Genomic DNA, 14,395 nt, shown 5'->3' with positions numbered 1-14,395 from the left:
CTTGGATGAAAAGCAAACAAACGATATATTCGCACCATATCATTCCGTTTTGTTATGAACTGGTTTTACCCATGCGCCGCGTCCTGCCATCCCTTACCGCCTTGCAATTCTTTGAAAGTTCGGCCCGTCATCTGTCTTTCACCCGCGCGGCAGAGGAGCTCAATGTCACTCAAAGCGCAATCAGCCGTCAGATCCGTGCGCTTGAGGAATATCTGGGACGGGATCTTTTTCGCCGTGTGAAGAAACGCCTGAAACTGACCGCGGCCGGTGAAGCCTATGCCGCACAGGTTCGCGACCTTCTTGATCGGGCCGAAGCCGCCACGCTTCAGGTCATGGCTTATTCCGATGCAGGCGGAATGCTCAATGTCGGGACCCTGCCGACCTTTGGCGCGCGCTGGCTTGTGCCGCGCCTTGGTGATTTCAAGGCAACCTGGCCGGACATTCAGCTCAATCTTATTACCCAGACGCGGGAGTTTAATTTCGACCGCGAGGGTATCGACATCGCCATTCACTTTGGCGAAGACAACCTGCCGGGCTGCGTGACCCACCGTTTGATGGGGGAAACCCTGATTGCGGTCTGTGCGCCCAAGCTGCTTAAGGAAAATGACGATCTGCCGATTGCCCGCGAACGCGTGCGCAACTGTACTTTGTTGCAACATTCCACCCGTCCGCGTGCTTGGCAGGACTGGCTTGCGGCCACCGGCGTTGCCGTGGTCGATGAACTGGCTGGCCCCCGGTTTGAGCATTTCCATATGGTCATTCAGGCCGCTGTCGCAGGCCTTGGGCTGGCACTTTTGCCGGAATTTCTGGTGCGTGAAGAACTTGAAAGCGGGCGTCTGGTCGCACCCTTTGATGTCTCCATCCCCAACCAGCATGCCTATTACGTGGTTTATCCCAAGGAAAAGGAAAATAACTTTGCGGTCCGCGCATTTCGCGACTGGCTGATTGCAACCTGTCGCACCGAACAGGATGACCGCCCCATCCCGTCGGGCACCGCTGCCTGATATCCGCCTGAAGTCAGGCAGATTGACTGATCAAAATGACTCCACCCGCCGGGTCATTAATTGACCGGATCCGGCTTTTGAAAACTGATGACAGCAAGTCCGGTGTCATGACGTCTGATACCGATCCCTGTGCGACGACTTCGCCTGCGCTAAGGACAGCGACCTGATCGGCATAGGTCAGGACCTGATTGAAGTCATGCAGGATCATCAGAACACCAACACCGCATTCCTTCGCCTCACGCCGAGCAAGGGATAAGACCGCATGTTGATGCGCCACATCAAGACCCGCCGTCGGTTCATCCAACAGCAAAAACCGCGCAGCAGATATTGAGCCATCGCTTGCCACCTGGGTTAGGTTGGCATCCGTCATGCCCCAAAGCTGAACCAGCGCACGTGCCAGATGAACGCGCTGTTTTTCTCCACCTGACAAGGCCGGATAGGTCCGATCCGCCAGATGGGTGATATCAGCAAGCTTGATCGCACGAATAACTTGTTTTTGATCAAACTGGCGCGTTGAAACCTTGCGAAATGGCGCACGACCCAGTGCGACAACATCAAACACCGTGAACGGAAAGGTCATCGAGGCGGCCTGTGGCATTACTGCGCGTTCCTGCGCCAGATCAAGGGCCGAAATGGTCGAAAGGGGTCGGCCATTCTGAAAGACCTTGCCACCACTTGTCGCAAGTTCACCCGCCAAAACCTTGAGCAAGGTGGACTTCCCCGCCCCGTTCGGACCAAGGATGGCCAGAACTTCGCCCGGCTCGACTGTAATCGATACATCACGCAGCAGGTAACGCCCACGCGCCTTGAAATCAGCCTTATGCGCCATAAGGGTCATAGGCGACGCCTTTTCTTTTCAACAATCAGCAACCCTAAGAAAAACGGGCCACCGACAATGCCGGTGACAAGCCCGATGGGCAGTTCGGCCGGAAGGACGATGATTCGTGCCACCGCGTCTGCCGCAGTCAGAATAATCGCCCCGCCCATCGCTGATGCTGGCAGGACGTAACGGTTATCCGGCCCGGTTGCCAAACGCACCAAATGTGGTGCCACCAACCCGACGAACCCGATAATCCCCGAAACCGCCACCGCCGCCCCGACGACAAGGGCTGTGATCACCGTGGCGCGACGTTTCAGATGTTCGACCTCAACCCCCAGATGGCGTGCTTCGGCCTCGCCCAGCAAAAACAGATTAAGTGGGGTTCCAAGCCGGACTAGGTAAACAACCCCAAGTACCATCACGATCAAGGCGGGCAGATCAGTCGCACCATTACCCGAAAGCGCGCCCATCTGCCAGAAGGTCAGGCTGCGCAACTGGGCGTCGTCGGCCATGTAGGTAAAGACACCCACACCGGCAAAGGAGATGGCATTGATTGCCACACCAATCAGCAACATGATCGCCGCATCGGTACGGCCATCCTGACGTGACAAAACGCTGATCACAACAGTCGCCAAAGCCGCACCACCAAAGGCCGCAACCGGCACGCCATATGGCCCAAAGGCCGCATAGTAACTGCCCAGTATCAGGTGACCTGCGACAATCATCGTCACAGCCCCAAAGGCGGCACTGGCCGAAACACCAATGATCCCGGGATCGGCAATCGGATTGCGAAACAGGCTTTGCATTACGGCACCGGCAAGTCCCAACCCGGCCCCAATGACAATCGCCCGCAGGATGCGTGGTAGCCGCAAACTATCAAGGATACGGGCGTCAAAGGCGTCAATGCCGACCTCGGTTGCGCCGATGCGTTGCCCAAGATGAACAAACACATCCCCAACCGAAATCTCGACCCCGCCCATACCAAGCGACACAATGGTGGCAGCACAGAGCCCGACCATCAAAAGGATCAAAAACAGTGCCGATCGGCTGACCGGTAGCTGCATTTGCAGGGCTGCAACCATCTGTTTCACAGCGATCACGATCCCTGTTCTGCCTTACGAAGATGGTCGGCAAGCGCACGGATTTCCGCGGCTGATGACGGGCCAAAACCAAGAATGGTCGATGCGGAAATGGCAAGTACCCGACCATTCGCCACCGCCTTGTTCAAACCAAGGACCGGATGGGTCTGAAGCCCTTCAATACCGCCCAACTGATCGATGGTCGACTGCGTTACCAGCACATAGTCGGATGCGTCAGATGCAATCACCTCGGGCGAGACGGGCTTGAAACCATCAAAACCCGCCATGCTGTTGGCCCCGCCGATCATTGTGATGATTTCGTCGGCCGTCGTTTCGTGCCCGGCCGATAACGGTTTGCCATGGCCGACCGCCATCAGGAACACGATGCTTGGTCGGTCAGCGCCATCATTGCCCTGCAATTGCGCCAGATCATCCTGCACCCGGTCAGAAAGTAGCTTTGCCGCATCCACCCGACCAAGCGCATCCCCCGCCATCGCAATCGCATCAGACAGGTTTTCCATCTTTGCAAGTGACGGCAGGATGACAATCGGAATGCCAAGATCGGAAAGCTCGTTCAGAACCACATCCGGCCCGGACTTTTCAACACCGACAATCAGATCAGGCTTGAGGCCAATGATGCCTTCGGCCGCCAATTGGCGCATATAGCCAACCTTTGGCAGAGTTGGCACCGGGTCGGGTCGGGTGCTTGTGCTATCAGTTGCAATCACGCTGTCACCAGCGCCAAGTGCAAAGACGATCTCGGTCGCGGGTGCCCCGACAGTGATCACACGCCGGGGTGTGCCATCGGCAATGGCGGGCATGCACAGCCCGACAATGCCGATGATCAACAAGACAAATCCGGTGAAATGACGCATGGCCCGATTACTCCGCCACTGCTGCCATAGTGTTTTCCAGACGCGGCAAGCTTTCAGCCAGCTTCTGCCAATCGGGATTTTCCGGATCCTTGCGCTTGCGCTCCCCACAGAAGATCGCGAAATTGTTCAGATCACGGTCATAAAGTTCAATGGTGGTTACCATGCCTTCGCGGATCGGTTTGCGTACAATCCATGCCTCAAAAACCTGATCCATGCGCAAATGCAGGGTAAAAGTCGGATCCATAATGTTGATCCAGTCGCCCATTTCGCGAATGGTCTTGATCGGACCCGTATGGATCTGGATGGCGCCACTGTTGCCAACAAAGACCATGATCGAAATGCCGCTTTCCGATGCCTTTTCAAGCAAGGTCTTCAGCGCATCCGCACTCAGCCGTTCGGCAAACTCCGGCCCAGCCAGACGCATGCCTTGCTGACGACCGACGTTAAAGTCCTTGAGCATCCCGTGATACTGATGGACGTCCGTCATCCGGCGCCAGTGCGCACGCAGGTTTTCAACATCGACATCCTGATCAGGAAGTGTCACGGCTTTGGGTAGCGGCGGCAGGACCTCGATCCCCGGCAACTGGGTATCGGCCTTGAAATCGCCAATCAGTTTGTCATAGGCGGCTTCATCGGACTGATCCGTCAGGAAAATCTTGTGAACGGCGCGCCCGTCATGGTCGAAAATCTGGAAACTGCGGCGACGCCCGGCGCGCGGGTTGTCGGTTTCAACCGCAAACGCATGGCCCCAATGGCCAAGAAACAGGCGCAAATCAACATCATGATTAAGCACCAGACCCATCTCGCCATTGATGCTGATCTTGCCAAAAGTCCCGATCTTTTCGTGCACGACACTGGGATTGCGCGTCAGGATCTTGACCTGCCCCAGTTCTTCCAGACGGGGGATGAAATCACCCCAATCGGCATCAAGCCGCACAACGTTGGTGCCGATGCCAGCGGCAACCAGTTCACCCTCGCTTAAGCCCAGTTCGGCGGCGATATCAACGGCATATCCCTTGGCCTCACCCACAGCAAAGGCGGTCCAGGCTTCGGTGGCAGTCGTGAAATTGTTTGAATTGTTATCGGTCATGGCGTTTTGTCCTCCGTACAGAACGGACGGCGCGCGGTAACGCACCGTCCGACCCGGTTTAGAATTTCATGCTTGCAGAAATTTTGAAGTTGCGACCCGGCTCATAGATGATCGCGTCACTGGTGCGGTAGGTCTGATCAAGCAGGTTGTCGATGCCGGCATTGACCTGCAGGCCGTCGACATAATTACTGGCATCCCATCGCGCAAAGAGATCAAGACGGGTATAGCCACCGCGATCCGCCGTGCCGTCGGGCATTCGATCCTGCTTGGCGACCATGGTCGCACGACCACCCAGTTCAAGCCCGTAATCCATCAGGCGATAGCCACCCAACAGGCTCAGCTTGTCACCTTGGATGTTCGACAGGTTTTCACCCGTTTGGCTGTTTTCACCACGCAGGATAGATGCTGCCGCACCGGCAAAGACAATGCCGGTGTCGTAATTCACATCGGCCTCAAAGCCCTTAATCTCGGCTTCGGGCAGGTTGCTGCTGGTTGTGGTGCCGGTGAAACCGCCAGTCACACTTTGTTCGATGTAATCGGTGATTTCGTTACGGAAGACCGCAACCTTGGCCCGCAGACTATCACGGCTGGTAAACAGCTGATCAGCCTTGAAGTTCGTACCGAATTCCCAGGTTTTGGCTTTTTCCGCATCCAGATTGGGGTTTGGAACAAACCGGTTATTCCCGAAGTGAATGCCATCATTGTATAGCTGGGTCAGTGATGGCGCATTGAAGGCCTCTGCATAGCTGACATAGGGTTGCATCCAAGATGTCAGGCGATAACTTGCCGAGAAACGCGGCGAAAGCGCATCATCCGTGCGGTCGTTGCCACTGGCAGAAGAAAGATCAAAACTGTCATAGCGAATACCGGCTGTCAGTTGCAACGCGTCGGTAACATCTAACTGGTTGTCGATATAGAAACCCGAAATCAGCATATCGGCATCAGGATAAAGACCCGGGGTCGGCGCGCCATCACGGCGACCTTCCTGTGTATCCTGAAAGACTTCCCCACCGAGCGTGACCGCAAGGTCGGACGAACCAAGCTCGAAACGGGCGGTGTTGCTACCTTCGGCACCAAGAGTGACCAGATCACGCTCGTCCAGTCGGGTCTGGCTCAGACGGCTTTCATAAATGTTGGTGTTCATGCCATAGACATTGACATTGGCATCAATCAGATCGCTGCTGTCCGAGTAATAGTCGAACCCGAGCACACCGGTGGTCTGTCTGGTTTTGCGTTTGACGATTACCGTGGTTGAACCGACCGCGCTATCAGGTGACGTCGGCAAGATGTGATGGTCGGCATAGCGCTGCAACATCAGGTGGATATTTCCGGTATCGCCAACATCGACCGCCCCCTTGAACAACCCATTGATATAGTTGTCATCGGTATATTCTTCTTTGAAGCCATCACTGGTTTCATAGTTGCCGCTGTTCATATGCGACAACGACACCAGTACGTCGGAACCTTCCGTCGGTTTGGCATAGGCCATGGAATTAAGCGTCAGTGCGCTATCCACCGATGCGTAACCGGTTTTGACCCGTGCACCGACACGCTCGCCATCTTCAAGCATGTCATCGGCGGTTACGGTTTCAAACGCAAGAACACCGCCAAGCGCACCCGTTCCCTGCATGGTCGATGCCGGACCACGGAAAACTTCGACCAGCTTGAGCGTTTCCGGATCAAGGAACAGCCCGCCTTTATGACCTGAGCGGAAATTGGCGCGCGCGCCATCAAGACGGATCACCACGCGGTCATCGGTCAAACCACGAATACTTGGCATCTGCGCCGTCGCACGCGGGCCACCAGACGTTTCAACACCCGGAAGACTGCGCAAGATATCGCCAAGATTTTGCGGCTGATAACGATCAAGTTCGTCGTCATCGACGATGGAGATTGATGCTGGCGCATCAATGACAGAGGTTTCGACCTTGCTTGCGGTAACTGTAATCGTATCAAGAACGACCGCTGTTTCAGCAGCCGGTGCAGTTTGGCTGTCGGTGGTCTGGATATTTGTCGCCACTGCGGATGTCGGTTCTTGGGCGTGGGCGGCAACGCTGAGCGCGAGTGTGGAAACTGTCGCCAGAAGAAGGCGCACAGAAGTGGTTCGAACCATAATGATTCCCCTGTAAGGCAGCTTTAGCTTTTTACCGATTTCGGCTGGCTGGCTGGCTTGTGCAGGGCACTGGCGCGCTGGCTGGCAAATGGTGTTGTGTGAGAAGGCGTTTAAACGCCTATTTTGTCAGGATCAGTTTATTGTTTGATGTCAGACGCAATCTGTATTCTTCCCCCTGATGGACAATGATGACTTCACGGTCATCACCCATCAGTTCATGCACCTGCATCTGTTTTACCGTGTCGGACTTTCCTGCGTGCCCCGGTTTTGCTGCGATGTCTGGCATCGCAAACTCCTTGCTGGATCGAATGTTATTAATAATGATTTGCATTCCTATAGGTTTGTTGAGAATGCAAGTCAAGTTCATTCTGGCGAACCTTGGTCTCTAGTGATCAGGGTCACTCAGAAAAAAGGCACCCCAGAGTAACCTGAGGTGCCTTTGCAAAGCTTCGAAGACTTTGAAATGATGCTACTCCGCGCTTAACCCGCGCCAATCTTTGCGGACGATCCTGCACGCATCGCTGCACAAAGTTGCACCGCCACAACAACAAACAGGAAGTAGAGTGCCACTTGCCAGTCGCCCAGAAGGTCATGCAAGGCCCCAAACAAAACTGGCCCAATGGCTGCAAACAGATAACCCACTGATTGCGCCATGCCTGACAGTCGTGCCGACGTTTGCGGATCTGCTCCGCGCATGCCGACAAGGGTCAGGGCAATACTGATCATGCTGCCTTGTCCAAGCCCCATGCATACAGCCCAGACATACGGTAATTCGGTGGTGGCAAAGACAAAGCCCGGAATGGCGATGATCAACGGAATATGCAGCACCAGCATCGCCAGTTTCTTGTTGGCAATCCTCGAATAAATCAGCGGCGCACCAAAGGCGGCCGGAATGCCAAATACGTTAAACAGGGTCAGAAGGGTCGCGGCTTCGGCCTCGGAAATGCCGTGATCAATGAACACTTTGGCGACCCAGGCGGTGCCGGTATAGAACATCAGCGACTGACAACCAAAGAACAGCGCCAGCCACCAGGCTTCGACATTTTTCCAAAGCGAAATACGCGCAACCGGTGTCGGCGCCGCTCCGACATGGCGATAGCGTAACATCGGCAGCCAGCAGACAAAGGCAATGGCGGCAAGCACCGCCCAAACGCCGAGCGACCAGCGCCAATCCCCATCTGCCGCATTTCGGATCGGGATCGAAACAAATGCCGCAATCGTCGCGCCACTGGACATGGTGAAGGTGTAAAGGGCAGTCACCAGTGCCACATGGGTCGGGAAGCTGCGCCGTACCAGTGATGGGGTCAAAACGTTCAGAACCGCAATTGCCGCCCCCAAAATGATGGTCCCGAGCACCATGATGTCATAGGCCCCGCTGGCGCGAAGCCCCTGCCCGATGGTGATGAACAGCAACATCGTCAGTAGGGTCGCTTCGAGACCGAATTTCTGCCCCAGACGCGGTGCAAACATCGAAAGCACGCCAAAGCTCAGCACCGGCAGCGTTGTCAGCAAACCAAGCTGGGTGCCTGAAAGCGACAGATCAGTACCGATGATTTCCGCCAACGGCCCCAAACCGACAATGCTGCCCCGCATGTTCGCCGCCAAAAGCAGGATCGCCAGCAGAAATCCGATATGCGCCCCCAAATGATGGAATCCACGCCCGGCATTCGATGCGGCATTCTTTCCCGGCGTTGTAGTCTCGGAAGGATTGGTATGTGGGGCCGTCTTGTCAGTCATCTGGATGATCCATGTTATGTCGCGATGGTGGCGCGGACAGAAATTCAGTTCAGCATAAATTCAAAAAGCGGGCTTTCAGATCGCAACAACACCCCACAGTACCCGAAGTGCAACCAGCACAAACAGAACGGCAATGATCCGCTCAATCCAGGCAGCGTGATCGCGCAACCAGGGCAACACCGCCCCGTGCGACAATCCGACGGCGACAAGGCAATACCACGCCCCGTCGATTACAGCAGCGGTGAACGCCAGAAGGAACTTGCCACCCCATTCAAACTCGGGCGAGACAAACTGGCTGAAAAGGGCCAGGAAAAACAGCGCGATCTTGGGATTGAGAAACGCAATCATGAACCCGTCGCGGGCGGCCTGCAGGATCGAACCCGATACCTTGCCAGCACTATCCACATCAAACTTCGCACCCGCCTTGGCACCGCGCCACGCCTTGATCGCAAGCCAGATCAGATAAAGCGCACCCAGGATACTGACGGCATTGTGAAAGACTGGCACCGTCTGAAACAGAATGCCAAGTCCGGTCATGGTGATTACGGCATAAAAGCCGATACCCAGCGCATGCGCCAAGGCGCAGGCAAATCCGGCCTGGCGGGAATGACCGACGGAATAGCGCAATACGACGGCCAGACTTGGACCCGGTGTCATTGCGCCAAGTACACAGATGGTTGCAACCGACAACCAGGCGGCGAAGCTCATAACGTTTCCTTTGGGTGACGCAGGTTTATTCCCGCTTGGTTTTATCGAAAGCTATCTGCTTGCCAGAACCGTTTCAACGGAAATGAACTGTCGCTATGATGCGCATCCGCGCCAACCCGCCACCTGAACACAGCATTTCGTAAAATACGGTTTTAAAACATGTTTCTGTTGCTCAAGAACGCCAACGTCTTCGCCCCGACGCCGCTTGGCATCAATGATATCCTGATCTGTGACGAGAAAATTGTCGCCATTGCCCCGGATCTGGTGGTTTCTGTTCCGGCCGAAATCAAGACCATCGACCTTGGCGGCAAGATGACTGTACCAGGCTTTATCGACGGGCATGTCCATCTGATCGGGGGCGGTGGCGAAGGCGGATTTGCCACGCGTACGCCCGAAGTTGCGGTTGGCAAACTGATCGAAGCCGGCATCACATCCGTTTGTGGATTGTTGGGCACAGATGCCGCAACCCGCCACATCGCATCGCTGTATGCCAAGACCAAGGCGCTTCGAACCGAAGGTATCTCTGCCTGGTTCTTCACAGGTGGTTATCGCGTACCGTCGCCAACACTGACCGGTAATATCGGTGATGATGTGACGTTTCTGGATGCCTGTATCGGTTTGAAAACAGCGATTTCAGATCACCGCAGCAGCCAAAGCACGGTTGAGGAGCTGACCCGCATCGCATCCCAATCGCGCATTGGCGGTATGACATCGGGCAAGGCCGGATCGGTTGTGGTTCATCTGGGCGATGGTGACGGGCACTTTGATCCCCTGATTGCTGTGATTGAGCAGACCGAAATCCCGATCGGCCAGTTCATCCCGACCCATGTCAACCGCAAGCGCGCCTTGCTTGATGCTGCCAAACTCTGGGCCAAACGCGGGGGCAATATCGATTTCACCACCGGGATTGATGCAGAACCCGATCCCAAGGGGGCGACCAAAACATCGACCAGCATTGCCGAATGCCTGGCCGATGGCGTTGCGCTGGATCGCATTTCAATGACATCGGATGGCAACGGGTCACTGCCGGATTTTGATTCCGATGGCAATATGATCGGGCTTTTGGTGGCAGGCTTTGAAACCGTGCCGCGCGAATTTGCCGATCTGGTCGAAGTCGCAAAGCTTGATATCCCCACCGCCTTGGCCCCGATTACGATCAACCCGGCACGCATGCTGGGCCTTGCGGCACACAAAGGGCAGCTCAAGGTCGGTTATGATGCCGATATCCTGGTTTTCGATAATGCTTTGACCCCCGATAGCGTCATTGCACGCGGAAAACCGGCCATGATTGGCAAGGAACGGCTGCTCCGCGGCAATTTCGAAGATTAATTTGGTCTTTGGACCGGATTACGGCAGTTAAAAACGCACCGAAAACCAATAATTTGCGGATTTGGTGCCTTTTTATCGTCATATCTGCCCCAAATAGCCCCCAATGCGGCCAAACCTCGTGCCTATTTCCTCGGCAAGCTTTGAGATCAGACACAGGTCCAAGAATGACCTGTGCCCAAAAACCTTGGAAAGGACACGAGAGATGCGACAGACAGCCATGATTTTGGCCGTTGCAAGCGCATTGGGGCTTTCGGCTTGTAGCGGATTGAATGACCGGGACCAGAAAATGCTGAGTGGCGGCGCGATTGGTGCCGGTGTGGGTGCTGTTGGCACCGTGATTACCGGCGGCTGTGTTACCTGTGGCGCGGTGATTGGCGGCGCGGTGGGTACCGGTGCGGGCTATATCATGCACGAGAATGAGAAGGCCCGGAAATGATGAAACGGATCATTCTTCTGGTCGCTGCATTCGGCCTAACCCTGCCATTTGCAGCACCTGCGCCCGTTAAGGCCGACCCGCCGTCATGGGCACCTGCCCATGGCTATCGTGCCAAGCAGCACAAAGGCCACAAACGCAATTATAGCCGCCACGGTAACGAGCTTTTTGTCTCCGACGGTGGTTTCCTGCGCTGTAACCGTGATGTGGTTGGTGCCATCATTGGTGGTGGCACAGGCGCGGTTCTTGGTTCAACCATCGGCAAGGGAAGCGGCCGGGATGCGGCCATGATTGGTGGTGCCATTCTTGGTATGCTCAGTGGCTACTCGATTGGCCAGAGCCTTGATCAGGGTGATCTGGCTTGTACCGGCTATGCCTTGCAGCGTGCCCCTGATGGGCAGGCCGTCCGGTGGCAAAATCCCGATTCGCAACACAGCTATAATGTTGTGCCGACCAACAGTTGGCGGAACGCCGACGGACGCTATTGCCGCGAGTATAGCGCAACAGCCCGAATTGGTGGAGAACTGCGGAAAACATACGGTACGGCATGCCGCCAGGCTGATGGTTCCTGGCAGATCGTTTCCTGAGAACCAAACACGCGCCAAGCATATTTCAATCTGGGGCCATGCCCCGCAAAAAGCCCGGCACTGCCGGGCTTTTTCTGTACGTTATCTTACACGTAGCGCATCTTAAATTATTTCAATTCAATGTCTTATAGGTGGCCATACTCTCGCAACCGTTATTTATTTTACGTTAACGTCACTTTGCGTTACAGTCCTGTCATAATCAAAACAAAAATACCTGCTGACAGAGGGAGGCGTTCGTGGATGACATCCTCGAAACCGTAAAAGAAAAACTGCCGCAACTGCGCGGTCTCAATGCTGTCGTCGCCTTCGATTGTGGCGATGATGGACATATCGTGATTGATGCCACCGGCGACGAGCCGGAAATCAGTGATGATGATCCGTCCGATGCCGATTGCATTCTCAAGATCAAGAAAGCCAACCTCGAAAAGCTGATCGCCGGAAAGCTTGACCCGATGCTTGCCTTTACCATGGGCAAACTGAAGATCAAGGGCTCCATGGGTGTGGCAGCAAAGCTGTCATCGATGCTCGACTAGCTTTGTCGGTATGGTCTGTTTGACGAGGGAAACATGCGCAGTCGCATCGCAAAAGGCAGCATATCGGCCCTGATTGCCGGCTTTACGATTCAATATGCCACCGCGTCGCTGGCATCCGGATCGGAAACGCTCAATTTCCGCGTCCTCAAGGACGGGGAGCCGATCGGTTATGAAACCGTCGAAATTGCGTCAACAGCGAACGGTCAAACCGTGACGGTCAAAACCCTGACCGATGTGCGGGTTTTATTTTTGAAGTTCCATTACGACCATCAGCGCACCGAACAATGGCAGGACGGAAAGCTGGTATCGATCGAAACCACCACCAATGATGACGGCACACACTACACCTGGCAGGCCAGCTATGACGCAGATTGTTATGCGCTGGCGGGCAAAGGTGTCGGGAAACGCGACGCCTGTGACGCGGCCTGGCCGCTGACCCTGTGGCACGAGGATGTCACGGGTAAAACCGATCTCTTTAGCGTCATCAATGCTGAACCCTACACTGTGCACACTCAAAGGGTTGGCGAAGAAAACGTCATGGTCGAAAGCCGGGAAACACCGGCAGTCCATTACGAAATGTCTGGCGATGTCGAACGGCACCTCTGGTACGGCATCGACGGAAAACTGCTCAAAACGAGTTTTAAAAGGAAGGGTTACGACATCGATTTCATCAGGGTCGATGCGATAAACCCTCAGCAATAAAAGCGGGCGTTTTAAATCAAAGATTTGAAACGTTTAAAGATTAGGGAGAAACAGATGTCCTACTTCAAGAAGAGCCGCCTTTGGGGTGCAGCTTCAGGTACTGCACTTCTATGCGCACTCGCCACTGTTGGCACCGCGCAAGCGTCCGGTTTTCAAGTGCGGGAAACCAGCGGTACACTGCAGGGTTCAAGCTTTGCAGGGATGACCACACTGTCAACCGACGCATCGACGATGTCCTATAACCCGGGCACGGTTGGGCAGTACAAGGAAACCAGCTATAGCGCTAGTTTGACGGTCATCCGTCCGGTTGCGAAAGCAAAAGATATTGTTGCTACTGACGGCAACTCACCGCAATTGCGCAAACCGGTGGTAGCTACAAAGACATGGCGCAAGATGCAGTCGTTCCGAATGCACACGCAGTATGGAAACTGAACGAAAACATCAACTTTGGTGTTTCAATTACAGCTCCATGGGGTTTGGTAACGGACAACGACTCGGACTTTGCCGGGCGGTTCTTTGGTACGACATCCAAGATCAAAACCGTCAATATCAAACCGGTTGTCGCTTATCGTTTCGACAATGGCCTGAGCATTGGTGCCGGACCACAGATTCAGCGGTTTGAAGCATCCCTGAGCAAGGCGGTTCCCAAACTTGGCGCGGCGCCGAAAGAAGAAGGCAACTCTACCGTTGAAGGCGATGATATCAGCTATGGCTGGTCCGCAGGCCTGAACTGGGAAATCACCGACAATACACGCTTTGGTCTAGCCTATAACTCCGAGGTCAAACACAAGCTCGAAGGTGATATCAAGTTCGACCAAGCGGCAAAAAACCTGTCTTATATTGATCGAAAAACAACCGCCAAAATCACCACACCGGAAGCAATCGCATTCGGCGCGTCACACGATCTGACAGAAAAACTGACGCTGATGGGTGACCTGCAATGGACAAACTGGAATTCCGTCAAAGACCTTGTATTCAATTACGATGGCAATATTCACAGTGCGCTATCTTCCAGCACAACTGAGAACTACCACTGGGGTTCCTCTTGGTTTGGTGCCCTAGGCGCACGCTACCAGCATGATGGAAACTGGTCGTTTACTGGTGGTATTGCCTATGACGAAACCCCGATCAAAACCCGGAACCGCAACGTTCGTCTGCCAGACTCCAACCGCTACTGGGTATCACTTGGTGCCACATACAAGGCTGCCGACTGGGCGGATGTAACACTGGGTTACACGCACATCTTTGCTGATGAGGCGCGGGTAGATCACGCGTCGTCGTCGCTCGGCAACTTCGCTGCCGACTACGAAGCCAAGGTCGACATCATCGCGTTGCAGGCGAAATTCAAGTTCTGATTTGCTATACTGTTCGATGCGGGGTGCTTT

16 protein-coding genes are annotated in these 14,395 nt (G+C 54.9%); 8 read left to right on the top strand and 8 right to left on the bottom strand.

Annotation, left to right across the window (positions count from 1 at the left end; translation table 11 throughout):
• Nucleotides 1-71 precede the first annotated feature (71 nt).
• On the top strand, nucleotides 72-1,004 hold the full coding sequence (gene gcvA, locus DY252_RS02320; RefSeq protein ID WP_064787811.1) for a transcriptional regulator GcvA: 933 nt from the start codon (nucleotides 72-74) through the stop codon (nucleotides 1,002-1,004).
• Nucleotides 1,005-1,017: 13 nt separating this feature from the next.
• On the opposite strand, the gene DY252_RS02315 is transcribed toward gcvA, so the two are convergent.
• The 8 genes from DY252_RS02315 to DY252_RS02280 all read right to left on the bottom strand — a co-directional run bounded on the left by DY252_RS02315 (nucleotide 1,018) and on the right by DY252_RS02280 (nucleotide 9,426).
• Complete coding sequence (locus DY252_RS02315; protein ID WP_129542664.1) at nucleotides 1,018-1,842, bottom strand: heme ABC transporter ATP-binding protein; 825 nt, start codon at nucleotides 1,840-1,842, stop codon at nucleotides 1,018-1,020.
• Entirely contained in the window at nucleotides 1,839-2,906 is a 1,068-nt protein-coding gene (locus DY252_RS02310; protein ID WP_231959674.1) for a FecCD family ABC transporter permease, read from the bottom strand. The genes DY252_RS02315 and DY252_RS02310 overlap by 4 nt, the downstream gene beginning before the upstream one ends.
• Before the next feature lie 14 nt (nucleotides 2,907-2,920).
• A complete protein-coding gene (locus DY252_RS02305; protein WP_064787812.1) occupies nucleotides 2,921-3,778 on the bottom strand; it encodes a heme/hemin ABC transporter substrate-binding protein in 858 nt (285 codons plus the stop codon).
• Between the two features lie 7 nt (nucleotides 3,779-3,785).
• The gene (locus DY252_RS02300) at nucleotides 3,786-4,868 is read right to left on the bottom strand and encodes a hemin-degrading factor (RefSeq protein ID WP_064787813.1); all 1,083 of its coding nucleotides are present in this window, start codon (nucleotides 4,866-4,868) and stop codon (nucleotides 3,786-3,788) included.
• Between the two features lie 58 nt (nucleotides 4,869-4,926).
• Complete coding sequence (locus DY252_RS02295; RefSeq protein WP_064787814.1) at nucleotides 4,927-6,981, bottom strand: TonB-dependent hemoglobin/transferrin/lactoferrin family receptor; 2,055 nt, start codon at nucleotides 6,979-6,981, stop codon at nucleotides 4,927-4,929.
• Nucleotides 6,982-7,099: 118 nt separating this feature from the next.
• Complete coding sequence (hemP, locus tag DY252_RS02290) at nucleotides 7,100-7,267, bottom strand: hemin uptake protein HemP (protein WP_082923400.1); 168 nt, start codon at nucleotides 7,265-7,267, stop codon at nucleotides 7,100-7,102.
• Between the two features lie 194 nt (nucleotides 7,268-7,461).
• Nucleotides 7,462-8,718: a CynX/NimT family MFS transporter gene (locus DY252_RS02285; RefSeq protein WP_064787816.1), complete on the bottom strand. Its 1,257-nt coding sequence runs from the start codon at nucleotides 8,716-8,718 to the stop codon at nucleotides 7,462-7,464.
• 75 nt (nucleotides 8,719-8,793) lie between these two features.
• The gene (locus DY252_RS02280; protein ID WP_064787817.1) at nucleotides 8,794-9,426 is read right to left on the bottom strand and encodes a LysE family translocator; all 633 of its coding nucleotides are present in this window, start codon (nucleotides 9,424-9,426) and stop codon (nucleotides 8,794-8,796) included.
• A gap of 159 nt (nucleotides 9,427-9,585) precedes the next feature.
• Here DY252_RS02280 and iadA point away from each other — a divergent pair, with 159 nt between their 5' ends.
• The 7 genes from iadA (at nucleotide 9,586) to DY252_RS02250 (ending at nucleotide 14,365) form a co-directional block, all read left to right on the top strand.
• Nucleotides 9,586-10,755: a beta-aspartyl-peptidase gene (gene iadA / locus DY252_RS02275; protein WP_064787818.1), complete on the top strand. Its 1,170-nt coding sequence runs from the start codon at nucleotides 9,586-9,588 to the stop codon at nucleotides 10,753-10,755.
• A gap of 202 nt (nucleotides 10,756-10,957) precedes the next feature.
• The gene (locus DY252_RS02270; RefSeq protein ID WP_008888617.1) at nucleotides 10,958-11,191 is read left to right on the top strand and encodes a hypothetical protein; all 234 of its coding nucleotides are present in this window, start codon (nucleotides 10,958-10,960) and stop codon (nucleotides 11,189-11,191) included.
• Nucleotides 11,188-11,775 (top strand): RT0821/Lpp0805 family surface protein, encoded by a 588-nt coding sequence (locus DY252_RS02265; protein ID WP_064787819.1) that lies wholly within the window; start codon nucleotides 11,188-11,190, stop codon nucleotides 11,773-11,775. Before DY252_RS02270 ends, DY252_RS02265 begins: the two co-directional genes overlap by 4 nt.
• A 236-nt stretch (nucleotides 11,776-12,011) precedes the next feature.
• Complete coding sequence (locus tag DY252_RS02260; protein WP_064787820.1) at nucleotides 12,012-12,308, top strand: SCP2 sterol-binding domain-containing protein; 297 nt, start codon at nucleotides 12,012-12,014, stop codon at nucleotides 12,306-12,308.
• 33 nt (nucleotides 12,309-12,341) lie between these two features.
• Nucleotides 12,342-13,010, top strand: coding sequence for a DUF6134 family protein (locus DY252_RS02255; RefSeq protein ID WP_064787821.1), 669 nt, complete (start codon nucleotides 12,342-12,344; stop codon nucleotides 13,008-13,010).
• A gap of 54 nt (nucleotides 13,011-13,064) precedes the next feature.
• Nucleotides 13,065-13,442: an outer membrane protein transport protein gene (locus DY252_RS22640; RefSeq protein WP_269451508.1), complete on the top strand. Its 378-nt coding sequence runs from the start codon at nucleotides 13,065-13,067 to the stop codon at nucleotides 13,440-13,442.
• Entirely contained in the window at nucleotides 13,394-14,365 is a 972-nt protein-coding gene (locus DY252_RS02250; RefSeq protein ID WP_064787822.1) for an OmpP1/FadL family transporter, read from the top strand. The genes DY252_RS22640 and DY252_RS02250 overlap by 49 nt, the downstream gene beginning before the upstream one ends.
• Nucleotides 14,366-14,395: the final 30 nt, after the last annotated feature.

The organism is Thalassospira indica, from assembly GCF_003403095.1.
Classification (GTDB): domain Bacteria; phylum Pseudomonadota; class Alphaproteobacteria; order Rhodospirillales; family Thalassospiraceae; genus Thalassospira; species Thalassospira indica.
This window is presented reverse-complemented; position numbering and strand designations above follow the sequence as displayed.

Coding starts and splice junctions, on each gene's coding strand:
- DY252_RS02300 (WP_064787813.1), bottom strand. CDS start 4,868: ATGACCGATAACAATTCAAACAATTTCACGACTGCCACCGAAGCCTGG.
- DY252_RS02315 (WP_129542664.1), bottom strand. CDS start 1,842: ATGACCCTTATGGCGCATAAGGCTGATTTCAAGGCGCGTGGGCGTTAC.
- DY252_RS02280 (WP_064787817.1), bottom strand. CDS start 9,426: ATGAGCTTCGCCGCCTGGTTGTCGGTTGCAACCATCTGTGTACTTGGC.
- iadA (WP_064787818.1), top strand. CDS start 9,586: ATGTTTCTGTTGCTCAAGAACGCCAACGTCTTCGCCCCGACGCCGCTT.
- DY252_RS02295 (WP_064787814.1), bottom strand. CDS start 6,981: ATGGTTCGAACCACTTCTGTGCGCCTTCTTCTGGCGACAGTTTCCACA.
- DY252_RS02250 (WP_064787822.1), top strand. CDS start 13,394: ATGGCGCAAGATGCAGTCGTTCCGAATGCACACGCAGTATGGAAACTG.
- DY252_RS02310 (WP_231959674.1), bottom strand. CDS start 2,906: ATGGTTGCAGCCCTGCAAATGCAGCTACCGGTCAGCCGATCGGCACTG.
- DY252_RS02285 (WP_064787816.1), bottom strand. CDS start 8,718: ATGACTGACAAGACGGCCCCACATACCAATCCTTCCGAGACTACAACG.
- DY252_RS02255 (WP_064787821.1), top strand. CDS start 12,342: ATGCGCAGTCGCATCGCAAAAGGCAGCATATCGGCCCTGATTGCCGGC.
- hemP (WP_082923400.1), bottom strand. CDS start 7,267: ATGCCAGACATCGCAGCAAAACCGGGGCACGCAGGAAAGTCCGACACG.
- gcvA (WP_064787811.1), top strand. CDS start 72: ATGCGCCGCGTCCTGCCATCCCTTACCGCCTTGCAATTCTTTGAAAGT.
- DY252_RS02270 (WP_008888617.1), top strand. CDS start 10,958: ATGCGACAGACAGCCATGATTTTGGCCGTTGCAAGCGCATTGGGGCTT.
- DY252_RS02265 (WP_064787819.1), top strand. CDS start 11,188: ATGATGAAACGGATCATTCTTCTGGTCGCTGCATTCGGCCTAACCCTG.
- DY252_RS02305 (WP_064787812.1), bottom strand. CDS start 3,778: ATGCGTCATTTCACCGGATTTGTCTTGTTGATCATCGGCATTGTCGGG.
- DY252_RS22640 (WP_269451508.1), top strand. CDS start 13,065: ATGTCCTACTTCAAGAAGAGCCGCCTTTGGGGTGCAGCTTCAGGTACT.